Genomic DNA, 18,303 nt, shown 5'->3' on the forward strand with positions numbered 1-18,303 from the left:
GGCTCAGTCCTGACTGTCCAGAATTTCGCGCACCTTGGCGACCAGATCACCGCGCGGCACCTCGAACTGGCTGGGGCGTTCTTTCCATTCCTCAAGCGTGGCGCTTTCGGCGATCTTGGCACCAAGGATCAGGTCCTTGATCTGCACGATCCCGTTCGCCTTTTCGTCGCCGCCTTCGATCACCGCAATGGGTGAGTTCCGCTTGTCCGCATATTTCAGCTGATTGCCAAAGTTCTTGGGGTTGCCCAGATACACCTCGGCCCGGAAACCTGCATTGCGCAGCTCGGCCACCATGGCCTGATAATCCGCCATGCGGTCGCGATCCATCACGGTGACAACCACCGGCCCCTTGGCCTGTGCGCTGATCCGCCCCTTTTCGCGCAGAGCAGCCAACAGGCGGTCGACACCAATGGAGACACCAGTCGCTGGCACTTCCTGTCCAGTGAAACGCTTGACCAGATCGTCATAGCGCCCGCCGCCTGCGACAGAGCCGAACTGCCGCTTGCGGCCTTTCTCGTCAAAGATATCAAAGGTCAACTCGGCCTCATAGACCGGACCGGTGTAATAGCCCAACCCACGCACGACCGATGGGTCAATCTCGATCCGATCCGCGCCATAGCCGCCGGCTTCCAGCAAGGTCCCGATCTGTTCCAGTTCGCCAATGCCATCCGCACCGATTTGGCTGTCACCCACGGCGGCACGCAGATTGGCCAGCGTTCCTGCGATATCTGCAGCTTTGGAGGTCAGGAAGGCGATGACCGGTTCTGCCTGATCATCGCTTAGACCCACGCCGTCGATGAAGGCACCTGACGCGTCCAGACGACCCTTGGTCAGCAATTCGCGCACGCCTGCTTCGCCCACCTTATCGAACTTGTCGATGGTGCGCAGCACGCTGTCACGGGCGGCGGCGTCTTCGCCCAGACCCATCGCCTCGAGCACGCCGTTCAGTACCTTGCGATTATTCACCCGCACCAGATAGTCACCGCGCGGGATGCCCACGGTTTCCAGCGTATCCGACAACATGGCGCAAATCTCGGCATCCGCCGCCATCGAGGCCGTGCCCACCGTATCCGCATCACATTGATAAAACTGGCGATACCGCCCCGGGCCTGGCTTTTCGTTGCGCCAGACCGGACCCATCGCATAGCGGCGATAAGGTGTCGGCAGATCGTTGCGGTGTTGCGCATAGACACGGGCCAAAGGCGCGGTCAGGTCATAGCGCAGGGCCATCCAATCGCCCTTTTCGTTCTCATCGAATTCCTGCCAGGCAAAGACGCCTTCGTTCGGGCGGTCGACGTCGGGCAGGAACTTGCCCAGCGCTTCGACAGTTTCGACCGCGCTGCTCTCCAAAGCATCAAAGCCATAGCGATGATAGACACCCGCGATAGTCCGCAGCATCTCGGTGCGCTGCGTGACTTCCTCGCCAAAATAGTCGCGAAACCCCTTCGGCGTTACGGCCTTGGGGCGGGGCTGTTTCTTGGGCTTGGCCATTTGGGGCGTCCTTGGGCGTTAAGTGTTCCGCGCGCGGTCTATCCCATGGCCCGTTTCGGGGCAAGGCGCGCTTTCGCTGGCCTTGCACAGCCGGTGCCGTTATGACCGGCCCGAGACAGGAGTTTCCAATGCAACATCTGGAAGAGCAGATCGCCCATCTGACCCGTACGGTCGAAGATCTGAACACAATCGTCACGCGCCAGCAGGATGAGATCGACAACTTGACCCGCCGGGTTGAGGTGCTGATGCGCCGCGAAGGTGAACGGGCACAAGAAGGATCAGGCGGCATCATCCTAGGAGACGAACGCCCGCCGCATTATTGAGCGATCACAAGCCCAGCGTCGTTTTCACCGCATTGTCGACAACCCCACCCAACAGGGCATGCTGGTCCTCGGCGCAGCCCTCTCTCAATGCGGCTATGAAGGTCTCGCGCAGTTTCGCTTTGTCCTCGTCCGTGCTCGCGTGATCATTGATATCAATCTGGCGGTTATAGATCGACAGTGCTGTCATCTTCTCGACAACCGCAAAGATATAGGCCTCATCACCGTCCGACTCTTCAACCACCGTTGCACAGGTATGATACATGATGGGCAATGCGTCCTGAACCATTTGTTCAGCAGCTTCGTCGGCGATGGCCATGCCCGGAACGATCATGCACAGGCTTGCGAGAGCGGTTTTCATTTGGGTCAAACGCATCGCAGTCATTTCCAGTTATGTCCAATAAAGGCCCCGGCCACGCCGCCGATTGCCGCGCCCTTGCCATCACCAATCAAAGCGCCGACGCCCGCCCCGATCAACGCGCCTTCGATGGTGTTCTTTTTCTTCTTGTCGTCCGCCACCGCCGACCCGGCGGTGACCAAGGCCATCGACGCGGCCAATATCAATGTTCGAAAACCGAAATGTGGGATCGTCATATGGTTGCCCTCCTGCGGCATCACCAGAAAATCTCATTCTGTCTTCAGACTATCCGGCGGGCGAATGTCAGGCAACTTTTCAGGGGCGGTCAGATTTCCTCGACCGACATCACGCCGTCCAGCGACTTGATCGCCCCTTTGATCTGCGGGTTGATCGGGAATTCCTGGCCAAGGTCCATCTCGACATCTCCCGGCAGGCCAGGATCAAGCAGGCACAGATGGATAGGCCCTTTCGCAGCCCCCTTGGCTGCGCCAGCGGCATCTTCCAGAACTTTGGCAACTGTGGGCAGAACCTGCGACTGATCAACAAAAATGCGCAGCCCGGTCGCCCCTGCCTCGGCCACGACCGCATCTACCCGCCCGACGGACCGGCCTAGCAGTTTGAGTTGATCGGCCTCCATCGTTGCTTCGGCGGTCAGCACCACCTGTGCACCGGTTTCCAGAAACTCACGGGATTTCTCCAGCGTTTCGGAAAACAGTGTGACCTCATAGGCACCTGTAGGGTCAGAAAGTTGGGCAAAGGCAAACCGGTTTCCGCGCGCAGATTTCCGTTCCTGCCGCCCAGCCACTACACCGGCCATCTTGGCGATCAGCGGACCCGAGCGTGCCTTTTCCATCACCTCATCCAGTGTCAGTACCTGCTTGCGTTTTAGGGCAGGCATATAATCATCCAGCGGGTGGCCGGACAGGTAAAATCCGATGGCCTTGAACTCTTCGCTCAAACGCTCGGCAGGCAACCAGTCCGGCGTCGGCGAAAGGCGTGGCTCGGGCAGGTCGTCGCCCGCCTCGCCGAACAGCGATACCTGGTTCGAGTTCTTCTGATCGTGGATCGCAGCTGAATATTGCACCAGCGGATCAAGGCTTTCGAAGACGCGGCGGCGGTTCTTGTCGAGTTCATCAAACGCGCCAGCACGCGCCAGCATTTCCAAGGGCCGCTTGCCGACCTTCTTCAGATCAACGCGGCGGGCAACGTCGAAGAGGTTGACGAACGGTTTGCCTGCACGTCCTTCTACTACCAAATTCATCGCCTCAACGCCGACGTTTTTCAACGCGCCCAGCGCGTAAACCAGATGCTGATCCACCACGTCAAACGTGGATTGCGAGCGGTTCACGCAGGGCGGTATGTAAGGCAGTTCCAACCCTTTGCGGACTTCCTCGAAGTAAACCGCCAGCTTGTCAGTCAGATGGATATCGCAGTTCATGACCCCGGCCATGAACTCGACCGGGTGGTTCGCCTTCAACCAGCCGGTCTGATAGCTGACCACGGCATAGGCGGCAGCGTGGGATTTGTTGAAGCCATAGTTGGCGAATTTATCCAACAGGTTCCAGACCTCGGTCGCCTTAGCCTCGTCCACGTCATTCTCAGCAGCGCCTTTGAGGAACTTAGGCCGCTCTGCGTCCATCGCCTCCTGAATTTTCTTACCCATCGCGCGGCGCAGCAAATCCGCTCCGCCAAGGCTATAGCCCGCCATTTCCTGAGCGATCTGCATAACCTGTTCCTGGTAGACGATAATGCCTTGGGTTTCGTCAAGGATATGGTCGATGGAAGGGTGCAGCGTGTCCCGTTCGCTCAGCTTGTTCTTGACCTCGCAGAACTTGGGGATGTTCTCCATCGGGCCCGGACGGTATAGCGCGACGAGGGCGATGATATCCTCGATACAATCCGGTTTCATCCGCTTGAGCGCATCCATCATGCCCGAGGATTCCACCTGGAACACCGCTACGGTCTTGGCCGCTGAGTAGAGTTTGTAAGTCGCTTCATCATCCAGCGGGATGGCGTTAATCTGGTTCGCCGCCCCCTCGGCGGCTTCGTACAGCTCGGTTCCGTCAGCAGCGATGTGCAGGTCGCGCCCGGATTTGAAGATCAGATCCATCGCATTCTGGATCACGGTCAGTGTCTTCAGACCCAGAAAGTCGAATTTAACCAGCCCGGCCTGTTCTACCCATTTCATGTTGAACTGGGTCGCAGGCATGTCGGAACGCGGATCCTGATACAGCGGCACCAGCGCATCCAGCGGACGGTCGCCAATCACCACACCAGCCGCGTGGGTCGACGCGTTTCGCAACAGCCCCTCGACCTGCTGGCCATAAGTCAGCAGACGGTCCACAACCTCTTCATTACGCGCCTCTTCACGCAGACGCGGTTCGTCTTTAAGCGCCTTTTCAATCGAGACGGGTTTCACCCCTTCGACCGGGATCATCTTGGACAGGCGATCCACCTGCCCGTATGGCATCTGCAAAACCCGCCCGATGTCACGCACGGCGGCCTTCGACAGCAGCGCGCCAAAAGTTATGATCTGCCCAACCTTGTCGCGCCCATATTTCTGCTGCACGTAGCGGATCACCTCTTCGCGGCGGTCCATGCAGAAGTCGATATCGAAGTCAGGCATCGATACCCGTTCAGGGTTCAGGAAACGTTCGAACAGCAGCGAATAACGCAACGGATCAAGGTCGGTGATCGTCAGCGCATAGGCCACCAGCGACCCCGCGCCCGAGCCCCGCCCCGGCCCAACCGGGATGTCCTGATCCTTTGACCATTGGATGAAATCGGCAACGATCAGGAAATAACCGGGAAACCCCATGCCCTCGATGATGTCCAGTTCGAAATCCAGCCGCTTCTGATACTCTTCAGGGGTTACCGCATGCGGGATCACGGCCAGACGTTTCTGCAGACCTTCATTGGCGATGCGGCGCAGCTCGGCCACCTCGTCATCGGCGAATTTCGGCAGGATCGGATCGCGGCGATAGGCCATGAACGCACAGCGCCTGGCGATCTCGACCGTGTTTTCGATTGCTTCGGGCAGATCGGCGAACAGGGTCGCCATTTCCTGCTGCGACTTGAAATAATGCTGTGCGGTCAGACGGCGGCGGCCATCCTGCTGATCGACATAAGCGCCCTCGGCAATACAGATCAACGCATCATGCGCTTCGTACATGTCCGTGGTCGGGAAGTAGACATCGTTGGTAGCCACCAGCGGAAGGTTCTTGGCATAGGCCATTTCAACATGGCCGCGCTCGGTCAGACGTTCGGCCTCGGGCTGACCACCCTCGCCTGGATGGCGCTGTAATTCGACATACAGACGATCCGGGAACATGGTTGCAAGGCGATCCACCAAGACCTCGGCCGCTGGGCGCTGCCCTTGCTGCAACAAGCGACCCACCGGTCCGTCGGGGCCGCCAGACAGGCAGATCAGACCATCCGAGCGCTCTGTCAGTTCATCCAATGTCACCTGCGGCAACTGCCCGCCCTTGTCCACATACAGGCAAGAGCTGAGCTTCATTAGGTTTTCATACCCGACCTCTGACTGCGCCAGCAGCACCAGCGGCGCGGGGGCTTTCGCTTTCTCGCCCGGTTGCGCCTGCAGGTAGGTCAGGTCGACCTGGCACCCCATGATCGGCTGAACACCCGCCCCGCTGGCGGTGACCGAAAACTCCAGCGCAGAGAACATGCTGTTGGTGTCCGTGACGGCGACGGCGGGCATCTCAAGCTTTTCACACAGACCAGGCAGCTTTTTCAGCCGCACGGCGCCTTCCAGCAGGGAATATTCGGTGTGAACGCGGAGGTGGATGAATCGTGGAGTGCTGCTCATGCCGCCCACGCTATCGCAGCCAGTGATGGTACAAAAGCCTGAACCTTAGGTTCGGATTGCCAAAAAAACAGGCGCTGATTGTTCGGGAAATCCATAAGGTGCTTCGGACTCTGAGGGTGAAACATGCTACAAAACCTTTTATTTTCAATGTGATGAACATCGAAACCACATGAAACACAAGGATCGGACCAATGAAATGATACATCAGAAGCGCGGTTTTTCTTGCCAGATTGGCTGCGCTGTTTCTAACATCTAGTGGCAAGCTATCCGCCCGCACTCTTTCTACGTCGCATCGAAGGAGAGCATTCAGAGGCGCAATTCGGTAACGCGACGGGTTTCACGAATGGATATCACGTTTCTTCTGAACGGAGAGACAGTGGAGTTGGCGAATGTCGATCCGACAGTCACCTTGTTGGATTGGCTGCGCGAGGATCGCTCTCTGACCGGCACCAAAGAAGGCTGCAACGAAGGTGATTGCGGTGCCTGCACTGTCATGGTGACGGATCAGGGAGGAGCCAAAGCTCTGAACTCCTGCATTCTGTTCCTGCCTCAGCTCCACGGCAAAGCGGTGCGCACCGTCGAAGGCGCCAGCAGCCCGGACGGGAAGGCCCACCCGGTACAGCAGGCAATGGTTGATCTGCACGGGTCGCAATGTGGCTTTTGCACCCCCGGCTTTGTAATGTCGATGGTGGCCGGGCATGCGAATGGTGCAACCGATCACGACACACAGCTGGCCGGGAACCTGTGCCGATGCACGGGCTATGCGCCGATTATCCGTGCCGCCAAAGCCGTCGAAAAGCACCCTGTTCCCGTCTGGGTCAAGGACAAGCCTGACGCAGCACCCGCCGCGTCTCCTATGCTGCCGCGGTCCTCGGACGAGCTTGCCGCCATTTATGCCGAACACCCAGAGGCCACCCTGGTCGCTGGCGCGACCGATGTAGGCCTTTGGGTCACCAAACAGTTGCGCGACCTGAAAACAGTAATCTTCATGAACGGTTGCGATGATCTGAAACAGATCACGGTTACTGACAATGAAATTCGCCTTGGTGCCATGGTCGATATGAACCGCATAGGCGAAGCGCTGGGGGATCTGCACCCCTCTTATGCTGAAATGATCCGCCGCTATGCCAGCGTACAGGTGCGGCACGCCGCAACCGTAGGCGGTAATATCGCCAATGGGTCACCAATCGGTGACAACCCGCCTGCACTGATTGCCCTGGGCGCCAGCCTGCACCTGCGCAAAGGCGACACAAGGCGAACGCTGCCCTTGGAAAAGTTCTTCATCGACTATGGAAAACAGGATCGCGTACCCGGAGAATTCGTCGAAGCCGTAAGCTTCCCGCGCCAGGCGGATCGGTTGAAATGCTACAAGCTCAGCAAACGGTTTGATCAGGATATTTCGGCCGTTTGTGGGTGTTTCAACATTACCGTTGCAGAAGGTACCGTCACTCAGGCGCGCATCGCATTTGGCGGCATGGCGGGCGTTCCGAAACGCGCCACTCAAGTCGAAACTACGTTGACCGGCAAGCCATGGACAGCTGCTACGGTTCAATCCGCTCTGACGATGTTTGCCGAGGATTACGCGCCAATGTCAGATATGCGCGCCTCGGCTCATTACCGCCTTGAGACGGCGAAAGCGATGCTGGAGCGTTATTTCCTTGAAGATCAGGGCCAAGTAACCAATGTGCTGGAGGTGTCGGCATGAGCGTGACAAAACCACTGCCTCATGACGCCGCGCCGCTGCATGTGTCCGGTTCGGCCCGCTATGTGGACGATATCCCAACACCAAAAGGCACGTTGCATCTGGCCTTTGGCCTCAGCCCCATCGCCAAGGGTCGGATTGCCGCGATGGACCTGTCAGCGGTCAAGGCGGCCGACGGCGTGGTCATGGTGATGACCGCCGAAGACCTGCCTTTTGCCAATGATGTCTCACCGTCCATTCATGACGAGCCCTTGCTGTCAGACGGCACCGTCCACTATATCGGCCAGCCCGTGTTTCTGGTTGTCGCCACCAGCCATCTGGCAGCGCGCAAAGCCGCGCGACTGGGCAAGATCGACTATGCCGAAGAAACCGCGATCCTGACGATTGAGCAGGCTCTGGCCGCCGACAGTCGGTTCGAGGACGGCCCGCGCATCTACACCAAAGGTGATGCAGACGCCGCCATCGCAGGCGCGGCGCATGTGATCGAAGGCAGTTTTGAGCTTGGCGGGCAAGAGCATTTCTATCTGGAAGGTCAAGCTGCACTGGCGGTGCCGAATGAGGGTGCTGATATGCTGGTCCATAGCTCGACCCAGCACCCGACTGAGATTCAGCACAAAGTGGCAGAGGCTCTGGGCGTTCCCATGCATGCTGTGCGCGTTGAAACCCGGCGCATGGGCGGCGGGTTCGGGGGCAAGGAAAGCCAGGGCAACGCTCTGGCTGTTTCCTGCGCAGTGGCTGCGCGGGCAACCGGCAAGGCCTGCAAGATGCGCTATGACCGCGATGACGACATGATCATCACCGGTAAGCGGCATGCCTTTCGCATTGGCTATAGGGCCGGGTTCGATCAGGACGGGCATATTCAGGGGGTATCCTTTCTGCACCACGCCATATGCGGATGGGCACAAGACCTGTCGCTGCCCGTCGCGGATCGGGCGATGCTGCATTCCGACAATGCTTATCTGCTGCCCAATGCGCGGATCGAAAGTCACCGGCTGAAAACCAACACCCAATCTGCCACCGCCTATCGGGGGTTTGGAGGCCCTCAGGGTATGGTTGGAATCGAACGCGTCATGGACCACGCCGCGCATGAGCTGGGTCTGGATCCGGTCGAACTGCGCCGCAGGAACTATTACGCTGCCCCGGCGGGTACCGATGACCATGCCCCTGATCGCAATGGCGGCGATACGCCAAACACCACCCCTTATGGCATGGAAGTCGAAGATTTCGAACTTCACGGCATGACCGAAGCCTTGTTGAATTCCAGCGACTATGCCGCGCGCAAGGCAGCAATTCAGAAATGGAATGCCGAGAACAGCGTGATCAAAAAGGGCATCGCCTTCTCTCCGGTCAAGTTCGGCATTTCCTTCACTCTGACCCATCTGAATCAGGCCGGCGCGCTGGTGCATGTGTACCAGGACGGGTCCGTGCACCTGAACCATGGCGGTACCGAGATGGGCCAAGGCCTGTTTCAAAAAGTGGCCCAGGTTGCCGCCTCACGCTTTGGTATTCCGCTAGAGATGGTGAAGATCACCGCCACAGACACGGCCAAAGTGCCGAACACCTCGGCAACGGCGGCATCCTCGGGAAGCGATCTCAACGGCATGGCGGTGAAAGCCGCCTGTGACACGATCCGCGACCGGATGGCAGAGTATCTGGCCGAGCGACATCAGGCCGACCCGTCGGCTGTCACCTTCGGGGATGGTCATGTATCGGTTGGTGAGGAACGCTATACCTTTGCCGAAGCGGCTGCGCTGACCTATCAGGGCCGCATCAGCCTTTCGGCCACCGGCTTCTATAAGACACCCAAGATCGAATGGGACCGGATCAAAGGCCAAGGTCGTCCGTTTTTCTACTTCGCCTATGGCGCCTCGATCACCGAAGTTGCCGTGGACACACTAACCGGTGAGAACCGCATCTTGCGCACGGATATCTTGCATGACGCGGGCGCGTCGCTGAACCCTGCGCTGGATATCGGTCAGGTCGAAGGTGGCTATGTGCAGGGCGCGGGTTGGTTGACGACCGAAGAACTCGTCTGGGATGGCACAGGCAATCTGCGCACCCATGCGCCATCGACCTACAAGATCCCGGCTTGTTCCGACCGCCCCGACATCTTCAACGTTGCTCTTTGGGAGGCTGAAAACCGTGAGGACACGATCTATCGCTCGAAAGCGGTAGGCGAACCTCCATTCATGCTTGGGATATCCGCCTGGCTGGCACTGTCGAATGCGGTGGCGGCCTGCGGAAACAGCTACCCCGCATTGGATGCCCCCGCCACGGCAGAAGAAGTCTGGCATGGTGTCCAAAGGATGAAGGGGGACGACTGATGGGATTTGACCTTGATACTTTGAGGGAGGCGGTCAAAACCCATGGGCGCGTGATCCGGGTAGTCATCGCCGGGATCAAGGGCTCGTCCCCACGCGAGGTTGGTGCCGCAATGCTGGTCTGGCAGGACGGGCAATCCGGCACGATCGGCGGCGGCACACTTGAGTTTCAGGCAGCCGAAGCGGCGCGGATACAAACCGCCCAATCGCGCCTGACCCATCACGCGCTTGGCCCCGACATGGGCCAGTGCTGCGGTGGCGCTGTTTCCTTGCTAAGCGAGGTCTATGACCGCAACAACATCAACGATCTGGGCGACAGCATCATTGCGCGCCCAACATCGGGCCAGGACATGCCACTGTCGGTCAAACGCCTGTTGACCGAAGCCCGCGGACAAGGGATTGCACCAGAGGCACAGCTGATCGAAGGCTGGATGGTCGAGTCGGTCCACAAACCAGCGCGAGCACTGTGGGTCTGGGGCGCGGGTCACGTCGGTCGCGCCCTGGTGGATGTCCTGTCACCGCTGCCCGATCTCGCAATCACTTGGGTCGATACAGGATCCAAGCGGTTTCCAGAAACCGTACCGAACGGAGTCACCGCCGTCCCTGCCGCGAAACCAGCGGAACTGGTTCGGCATGCGCCGCGTGATGCTGAACATCTGGTGCTGACTTATTCACACAATCTGGACTTGGAATTGTGCAACCGTCTGCTTTCGCACGATTTCCGCTTTGCGGGGCTGATCGGCTCGGCTACGAAATGGGCGCGGTTCCGGTCTCGGCTGGCGGCGCTGGGGCACTCGCCCGAGCGGATCAGCCGGATCACCTGCCCGATTGGCGACCCGGGCCTGGGCAAGCACCCGCAGATGATTGCCGTGGGCGTCGCATCACAACTGCTGCGCCCGATCGGGCAAAACAATTTGAAGAAGGATCTGAGCGCGTGACCACTCCACTGCTAAGTTTGCAAGGACTGACCAAAGCCTATCCCGGCGTCGTGGCCAATGATCAGGTGTCCTTTGACATCGGTGAGGGCGAAGTTCATGCCCTGTTGGGCGAAAACGGCGCGGGAAAATCCACGCTGGTCAAAATGATCTATGGCTTGGTGAAGCCCGACAGCGGCACCATGCTGTTGCGTGGCCAACCCTTTGCTCCGCCCGAGCCGCGCGCCGCGCGTGCTGACGGAATCGCGATGGTATTTCAGCATTTTTCGCTGTTCGACGCGCTAAACGTGGCCGAGAACATCGCATTGGGGATGGAGAACCCGCCACCAATGGGCGACCTGGCCTCGCGCATTCGGGAAGTTTCGGAAACCTACGGTCTACCGCTGGACCCCTTTCGTACAGTCGGTGACCTGTCCGCGGGGGAACGCCAACGGGTTGAGATCATTCGCTGCCTTCTGCAGGATCCAAAGCTTTTGATCATGGACGAACCAACCAGTGTTCTGACTCCGCAAGAAGTCGATATCCTTTTCGAAACGCTGAATAAATTGCGGTCTGAAGGCACATCGATCCTGTATATCTCGCACAAGCTTGAAGAAATCCGCACCCTATGCGACCACGCTACGATCTTGCGTTTGGGCAAGAATGTGGGCGAATGCGTTCCGTCTGAAACCTCGGCCCGGGAGATGGCCGAGTTGATGGTCGGTTCAACCCTGCAAACACCTGAGCGCGGAGGCCGCGAGTTCGGCGAGGTCGCGCTGGATGTCAGCGGGCTTTCCGTGCCCTCACCGTCTGAATTCGGCACCGCGCTGAAGAATGTCCACATGACAGTTCGCAAAGGCGAAGTGCTGGGAATTGGCGGTGTTGCCGGCAACGGACAGGACGAACTGCTGGGTGTCCTGTCTGGCGAAATCCAGACAGCTGCCGATGCGATCAAGTTCGATGGCCAGCCGATTGGCAAACTGGGCCCAACCGCACGGCGCAAGCTGGGCGTACTGACCGCCCCCGAAGAGCGGTTGGGACATGCAGCCGCCCCAGACATGAGCCTGACCGAAAACGCCCTGCTGACCGGATCGGTCCGCGAAGGGTTGGAAAGCAACGGGTTCTTGAAATGGGCAGATACCAAAAGCTTTGCTGAAAAGATCATCAGCGCCTTTGATGTGCGCACGCCAGGGCCCGAGAATGCGGCCCGGTCATTGTCAGGCGGCAACCTACAGAAATTCGTGATCGGACGCGAAGTGTTGCAGAACCCCGATGTACTGGTCGTGAACCAACCCACATGGGGGGTGGACGCCGCTGCCGCTGCGTCGATCCGACAGGCCATTCTGGACCTTGCCGCCAAGGGCACGGCGGTGGTCTGCATCAGCCAGGATCTGGACGAATTGATGGAAATCTCGGACAGCTTTGCCGCCCTGAACGAAGGCAGGCTCAGCGCGCCACGCACAACCACGGGTCTGACCGTGGATGAGATCGGCCTGATGATGGGCGGTGCACATGGCATGGAGGTAGCCCATGTCTGATGCAAAACAAAATATGACGACGGGGGTGTGAGCAGATGATTGTATTGGAGAAACGGCCACAGCCGTCCAAGGCGTGGTCTTATGCGACCCCGCTTGTGGCGGTATTGGCGACGATGCTGTTTGGCGGCATATTGTTTGCCGTCCTGGGTAAAAACCCGGTTCAGGCCATCGGCACCATTTTCTGGGAGCCTCTGTTCGGTGAATTCGCCTTTTATTACCGCCCGCAGCTGCTGGTGAAGGGCGCGCCGTTGGTGCTGATTGCGATTGGCCTGTCGTTAGGCTTCCGCGCCGGTATCTGGAACATCGGCGCCGAGGGTCAGTATATCATGGGCGCCATCTTTGGTGCGGGGGCCGGGCTGGCCTTTTACCCGCTGGATGCCTGGTATGTCTTTCCGATCATGGTGATGGCAGGTGCGCTTGGCGGTTGGCTCTGGGCCTCTATTCCGGCCTTTCTGAAGGTGCGCTTTGGCACCAATGAAATTTTGGTCTCGCTGATGCTGGTCTATGTGGCTGAACAGATGATGGCCTCGGTCTCGCTGGGACTGCTGAAAAACCCCGAAGGGTTCGGTTTTCCGGGTTCACGCAATCTGCAATCCTATGAGAGTGCGCATAATGCCGAGCTGATCGCAGGATCGGGGATGCATTGGGGCGTTGTGACCGCACTGATAGCCGTGATCTTTTCCTATATCCTGCTGAACCGGCACATGCTGGGCTTTCACATCCGCCTGACGGGTGAGGCCCCGCGCGCAGCCAAATTCGCCGGGGTAAACCCAGCACGACTGATCCTGTTCTGTCTTGGCCTGTCAGGCGCACTGGCCGGGCTGGCGGGGATGTTCGAAGTCTCGGGCCCCTCGGGTGTTGTCAGCATCGACTTTAACGTTGGCTATGGCTTTACCGCGATCATCGTGGCCTTTCTGGGTCGACTGCATCCGGTGGGCATCCTGCTAGCCGGTGGTCTAATGGCGTTGACCTATATCGGTGGTGAAATTGCGCAGTCCCAAATGGGTCTTCCTGCCGCGGCTATTCAAGTATTCCAGGGGATGCTGCTGTTCTTCCTGCTGGCCTTCGACCTTTTGACCAACTACCGCATCCGTGCGGCCCGTAGCGAGGTGGCGTAATCATGGACCTAGGTGAGATTAATCCCGTACTTCTGGTCGCGTCACTGATGGTGGCTGCAACTCCCCTGCTTCTGGCCGCGATCGGTGAATTGGTCGTCGAAAAAGCAGGAGTTCTGAACCTTGGCGTAGAGGGCATGATGATCGTTGGCGCGATCAGCGGTTTTGCGATCTCGGTCGAGACTGGGTCGCCCTGGCTGGGCTTTGTCGCCGCGGCCATAGGCGGTGCAGTACTGTCCCTGCTGTTTGTGCTGCTGACGCAGGTGGCGCTGGCCAATCAGGTTGCCAGCGGCCTGGCGCTGACTCTGTTTGGTTTAGGGTTCAGCGCCCTGCTCGGTCAAAGCTATGTGGGGGTCAAACCCCCCAGCATGGGCGATATCCATATCCCGGTGATCAGCGATATTCCGGTGATTGGCCCGATCCTGTTTCAGCATGACCCGATCCTTTATGTCGGCATCGCTTTGACAGCGGCCGTCTGGGCTACGCTTAAATACACTCGCGTCGGACTGATCCTGCGCGCGGTAGGTGAAAACCACGATGCGGCGCATGCGCTTGGCTATAAGGTGATCAAGATCCGCATCATGGCGATCCTGTTCGGCGGTGCCTGTGCCGGGCTGGGTGGGGCTTATATCAGCTTGATCCGGGTGCCACAGTGGACCGAGGGCATGACAGCCGGTGTCGGCTGGATCGCCCTGGCCTTGGTCGTCTTCGCCAGTTGGAAGCCATGGCGCGCCCTGCTGGGTGCCTATTTGTTCGGCGGTATCACCGTGTTGCAGCTGAATTTGCAGGCAGCGGGCGTTGCCATCCCGGTCGAGTATCTGGCAATGTCGCCCTACATCATCACGATCCTTGTGCTTGTGATCCTTTCCGCCGACAAAAGCAGCGCACCTGCCTCACTCGGCCGGATATTCCATGCCTCGCATTAGACGGGGACAACTGAACCAACTTGGGGAGTAACACATGAAAATTACTACATTTCTGGCAAGCGCTGCCATGGCGCTGGGTTTGGCAACTACTGCCATAGCCGAAGACAAAACCAAGGTCGGCTTTGTATTTGTCGGCCCGGTGGGCGACGGCGGCTGGACCTATGAACATAACAAGGGCCGTCTGGCGGTTGAAGAAGAGTTCGGCGACAAGGTCGAAACCGTGTTTGTTGAATCCGTGCCCGAAGGCCCGGATGCAGAGCGGGTGATGACCCAGATGGCGCTGGAAGGTGCAGACCTGATCTTTACCACCTCGTTCGGATACATGGATCCGACCATCAACGTGGCCAAGAAATTCCCGAACGTGAAGTTCGAACACGCGACCGGCTATAAAACAGCCGACAACGTTTCGGTTTATTCGGCACGTTTCTATGAAGGTCGTGCGGTACAGGGCCATATCGCGGGCAAGATGACCAAGTCGAACATTGTTGGCTATATCGGGTCCTATCCGATCCCCGAAGTGGTCCGCGGAATCAACTCGGCCTATATCCACGCCAAGAAGGTCAACCCGGATGTCGAGTTCAAGATCATCTGGGCCTACACTTGGTTCGATCCGGCGAAAGAAGCAGATGCCGCCACTGTTCTGATCGAACAGGGCGCGGACGTTATCCTGCAGCACACCGACTCGACCGCACCGCAAGCAGCTGCGCAAGAGGCGGGCAACGTCATCACTTTCGGCCAGGCCTCGGACATGAGCGAATACGCTCCGTACCCGCGCGTCTCGTCGATCATCGATGACTGGGCGCCTTACTATATTGCACGGACCCAGGCCGTCATGGATGGCACATGGGAAAGCGCCAATACATGGGATGGCATCCGCGAAGGCATGGTTGCAATCGGCGAAATCTCGGACGCGGTTCCCGCTGACGTCAAAGAAGAGGCACTGGCGCTGAAAGCGGCCATGGCCGCGGGTGAATACCACCCCTTCACCGGACCGCTGAAAAAGCAGGACGGGAGTGACTGGCTGGCCGAAGGCGAGACTGCAGACGACGGTACACTGGCCGGCATGAACTTCTATGTCGAAGGCTTGCAAGGTGAGATTCCGCAGTAAGGCGGCACAGGATAACGCAGAAAGGCCCGCCATGTGCGGGCCTTTTTTGATTTTGCCGCCTGTTTTATGCCACTCTTGATCTTCGATAGCCCGAAACCAGCGCCAAGCACATTGATCCGCGGCTCTACCGATCAACGAGGACCAGATGAATTCAAAACGCGAATTGCTGCAGAAACTGTTGAAAGGTATCGAAACCGGGGATGCCGAGGCCGCAGCCGTCGTCAACGAAGAAAAATACATCCAGCACAATCCCCAGACCCATGAAGGCAGCGAGGGGCTGGCCACGTTGTTTGCCCGCCTGTCGAAAACAAATCCCAAGGTTAAATTTGTTCGCGTTTTTGAAGATGGCGAATTCGCTTTTGCCCATAACGAATATGATTTTGCCGAAGTTAAGGCCGCGTTCGAGGTCTTTCGGTTTGAAGACAGCAAAGCTGTTGAGCACTGGGATAACATTCAGCCCCTGCGCGGCCCAAACGCTTCGGGACGCGGCATGCTTGATGGGCCAACTGAAATCACGGATATTGACAGAACCGAACAGAACCGGGAATTGGTCGACAACTTCTCGCAAACGGTCCTGATAGACCGGAAAACCGAGCGGATGAAGGCGTTTGTTGATGCGAACCTGATACAACACGATCCCGATGGTGTTGACGGCATCGACGCCTATCGCATGGTGCTTGAAGCTAGATCAGACGCGGAGTTGATCGTTCAGTATCACCGCGTCCATCGTGTGCTGGCAGAAGGGAATTTCGTCCTGTGCATGAGCGAAGGTGCCAGTCACGGAAAACATACCAGCTTTTATGATCTGTTTCGGGTCGCAGACGGAGTGATCGTCGAGCAGTGGGGCACTATGGAAACCATAGCGCCCCGTAGCGAGTGGAAGAATGACAACGGCAAATTCTGATCTAAGTAAGGGCCGTTAATGCCCAGTCAGAACCAGCGTGTTCACCGGCATCAGGATCAAACGCAGGCGCAGACCCGCCGCATGAACCACGCCGATCGTGTCGACCACATGCAGGAAAGCAGAGTGCCAAAAGCCCAAATCTTCATGCTCCAGCCGCTCGTGGTTATCGGTGTAGACATTCGCCAGACAGTTGCTGCCGGGCGGGATATCATCCGCCATGCCCTTATAAAGCGGTTCAAAATAAACCAGGATCGAGCCCGGCACCTTGTTGGACTGCACGTCTCTCAGCTCGTCTGACGGGCGAATTTGTCCCGATGGGATCACATTCTGAACTTCGACCACCACAACCGGAATAACCGTGAACGGCTTGGTCATGCAGCCCAGCTCTCCGACCATGCCGGGCTTGATAACCTGCGCCGACATCTGATTGAACGCAGCCTGAAAGCGGTCATGCCCGGAGTTTGACGGCACAAGAATACCTGCTGGACGCAGCAGAGGACTGACGTAATCGCCAACCTGAAGGCCGAACTGTTCGATCCTCCCCGTCACACCCGCGTTGATCACAGTCTTGTCCAGCTCGGTCAAAGCAGCATCCAGGTTCGCATTGGCGCTGGCCAGTTGGGCCGGGATCAGCTCTTCGATTTGCTGTACGACGGCAGCGCGTTGCGATTCAGCCGCAACCAGCTTGGCCTCTCGTTCAGCGACAAGGTTTTCCAGCCGGTCAATCTCGGCCAGGCGGACGGCGCTTGACCCTTCGTCCCGCAGGGTCGTATTGCGTTGCAAGTCCTCTAGCGCCTGATCCAGCGCCGCTTTTGCGCCCGCGATCCCGGCGGCGGCCTCGGCCAGATCGGTCTCCGCAACTTTCAGTGATGCCTGAACTTGCGCGATCTGCGCATGCGCTGCCTCAACCATTGCAGTTTGAGTAAAGTCCTCGATCCGGAAGATTGGCTGCCCAGCAACAACCTGTTGATTGTTGGAAACATAGACCTCGGACACTCGCCCACCCAGTTGCGGCAAGATCGTTACTGTGCGGAAATACGAGGCCGCAGTTTTGCTGGCCGGGTGAAAATAGAACAGAGTGGTGATCACGGTCAGCGCCATAATGGCACAGGTTGTCAGACCCCAGCGCAGCTCGTACCACATGGTGAATAATGTGATCTCGTGCCCGATACGTTTTCCCTGCACAAAGCGGCGGAACAGATAATCAGGCAGCACTGTAACCAGCGCGCACATCAGTGTTTCAAGCATGTCCTATTGCTCCTGCTGCGCGACGGGTTCGGGGGATGGAACGGGATCGGGATCAGCAGGCGGTTGCGGCGCTAAAGATCGGATCGCATCGGCAATGGCACGCAAGGGCGCACCTATGTCGGGAAACTGGAATCCGGCGACCAGAATGGCTGCAATCCAGAACAATCCGTTATGAGTGAACAAAGCCAGCAGCGCAAGAATTCCCACAAGCTGAAACTGCGGGTGGTTGGATTCATGCGCGAGCTTTTCGGGGATCGAATGCAGGGTGAAATAGCCAACGCCGATCAGGATGATCACCACAACCGTGAAAATGAACATGACCGTCAAAAGAAAATCGCTGCCATCCGCCTGGGTCACGTAAGACGGAATGTGCCCCGTGGCCAATGGGTGTAAATCTGCTGTGCTCACCCTGCCCTCCTCTAAATGCTTTCCACTTCTTTGGATGGGTTGATGCGCAAATTCAACCCTGCTTAAAGTCTCAATTAGAATTCTACGGTCGTGCAGGGCGCATTCGACGTCAGAAAATCACGAC

15 protein-coding genes are annotated in these 18,303 nt (G+C 58.2%); 9 read left to right on the forward strand and 6 right to left on the reverse strand.

Annotation, left to right across the window (positions count from 1 at the left end):
- Positions 1 to 3: 3 nt before the first annotated feature.
- Positions 4 to 1,491 carry a histidine--tRNA ligase gene (gene hisS / locus AC2FIZ_RS19650; RefSeq protein ID WP_496791514.1) on the reverse strand — a complete coding sequence of 496 codons (1,488 nt, stop codon included), beginning with the start codon at positions 1,489 to 1,491 and terminating at the stop codon, positions 4 to 6.
- Positions 1,492 to 1,619: 128 nt separating this feature from the next.
- Here hisS and AC2FIZ_RS19655 point away from each other — a divergent pair, with 128 nt between their 5' ends.
- Entirely contained in the window at positions 1,620 to 1,814 is a 195-nt protein-coding gene (locus AC2FIZ_RS19655) for a SlyX family protein (RefSeq protein WP_142638896.1), read from the forward strand.
- A 4-nt stretch (positions 1,815 to 1,818) separates the two neighbouring features.
- On the opposite strand, the gene AC2FIZ_RS19660 is transcribed toward AC2FIZ_RS19655, so the two are convergent.
- The 3 genes from AC2FIZ_RS19660 to dnaE all read right to left on the reverse strand — a co-directional run bounded on the left by AC2FIZ_RS19660 (position 1,819) and on the right by dnaE (position 5,995).
- Positions 1,819 to 2,172, reverse strand: a complete 354-nt coding sequence (locus AC2FIZ_RS19660) for a hypothetical protein (protein WP_281996089.1) — start codon at positions 2,170 to 2,172, stop codon at positions 1,819 to 1,821.
- 20 nt (positions 2,173 to 2,192) lie between these two features.
- On the reverse strand, positions 2,193 to 2,405 hold the full coding sequence (locus AC2FIZ_RS19665; protein ID WP_142638901.1) for a YMGG-like glycine zipper-containing protein: 213 nt from the start codon (positions 2,403 to 2,405) through the stop codon (positions 2,193 to 2,195).
- Positions 2,406 to 2,494: 89 nt separating this feature from the next.
- Complete coding sequence (dnaE, locus tag AC2FIZ_RS19670; protein WP_281996088.1) at positions 2,495 to 5,995, reverse strand: DNA polymerase III subunit alpha; 3,501 nt, start codon at positions 5,993 to 5,995, stop codon at positions 2,495 to 2,497.
- Between the two features lie 343 nt (positions 5,996 to 6,338).
- Between dnaE and xdhA the strand changes: the two genes are divergently transcribed.
- The 8 genes from xdhA to AC2FIZ_RS19710 all read left to right on the forward strand — a co-directional run bounded on the left by xdhA (position 6,339) and on the right by AC2FIZ_RS19710 (position 16,523).
- Entirely contained in the window at positions 6,339 to 7,700 is a 1,362-nt protein-coding gene (xdhA, locus tag AC2FIZ_RS19675; protein WP_281996087.1) for a xanthine dehydrogenase small subunit, read from the forward strand.
- Positions 7,697 to 10,021 (forward strand): xanthine dehydrogenase molybdopterin binding subunit, encoded by a 2,325-nt coding sequence (gene xdhB, locus AC2FIZ_RS19680; protein WP_281996086.1) that lies wholly within the window; start codon positions 7,697 to 7,699, stop codon positions 10,019 to 10,021. The genes xdhA and xdhB overlap by 4 nt, the downstream gene beginning before the upstream one ends.
- Positions 10,021 to 10,956: a xanthine dehydrogenase accessory protein XdhC gene (gene xdhC, locus AC2FIZ_RS19685; protein WP_281996085.1), complete on the forward strand. Its 936-nt coding sequence runs from the start codon at positions 10,021 to 10,023 to the stop codon at positions 10,954 to 10,956. Before xdhB ends, xdhC begins: the two co-directional genes overlap by 1 nt.
- The gene (locus AC2FIZ_RS19690; RefSeq protein ID WP_142638946.1) at positions 10,953 to 12,470 is read left to right on the forward strand and encodes an ABC transporter ATP-binding protein; all 1,518 of its coding nucleotides are present in this window, start codon (positions 10,953 to 10,955) and stop codon (positions 12,468 to 12,470) included. The genes xdhC and AC2FIZ_RS19690 overlap by 4 nt, the downstream gene beginning before the upstream one ends.
- 35 nt (positions 12,471 to 12,505) lie before the next feature.
- Positions 12,506 to 13,588, forward strand: a complete 1,083-nt coding sequence (locus tag AC2FIZ_RS19695) for an ABC transporter permease (protein WP_142638948.1) — start codon at positions 12,506 to 12,508, stop codon at positions 13,586 to 13,588.
- A 2-nt stretch (positions 13,589 to 13,590) separates the two neighbouring features.
- A complete protein-coding gene (locus tag AC2FIZ_RS19700; protein ID WP_142638949.1) occupies positions 13,591 to 14,511 on the forward strand; it encodes an ABC transporter permease in 921 nt (306 codons plus the stop codon).
- A 34-nt stretch (positions 14,512 to 14,545) separates the two neighbouring features.
- A complete protein-coding gene (locus AC2FIZ_RS19705) occupies positions 14,546 to 15,619 on the forward strand; it encodes a BMP family ABC transporter substrate-binding protein (RefSeq protein ID WP_271952554.1) in 1,074 nt (357 codons plus the stop codon).
- A 145-nt stretch (positions 15,620 to 15,764) separates the two neighbouring features.
- Positions 15,765 to 16,523: a nuclear transport factor 2 family protein gene (locus tag AC2FIZ_RS19710; RefSeq protein WP_271952556.1), complete on the forward strand. Its 759-nt coding sequence runs from the start codon at positions 15,765 to 15,767 to the stop codon at positions 16,521 to 16,523.
- A gap of 15 nt (positions 16,524 to 16,538) precedes the next feature.
- Here AC2FIZ_RS19710 and AC2FIZ_RS19715 read toward each other — a convergent pair whose 3' ends face one another.
- Positions 16,539 to 17,771, reverse strand: a complete 1,233-nt coding sequence (locus tag AC2FIZ_RS19715) for an HlyD family secretion protein (protein ID WP_496791515.1) — start codon at positions 17,769 to 17,771, stop codon at positions 16,539 to 16,541.
- Between the two features lie 3 nt (positions 17,772 to 17,774).
- Entirely contained in the window at positions 17,775 to 18,179 is a 405-nt protein-coding gene (locus AC2FIZ_RS19720; protein ID WP_142638956.1) for a hypothetical protein, read from the reverse strand.
- Between the last annotated feature and the right edge of the window lie 124 nt (positions 18,180 to 18,303).

The organism is Ruegeria sp. CDSB022, assembly GCF_059611145.1.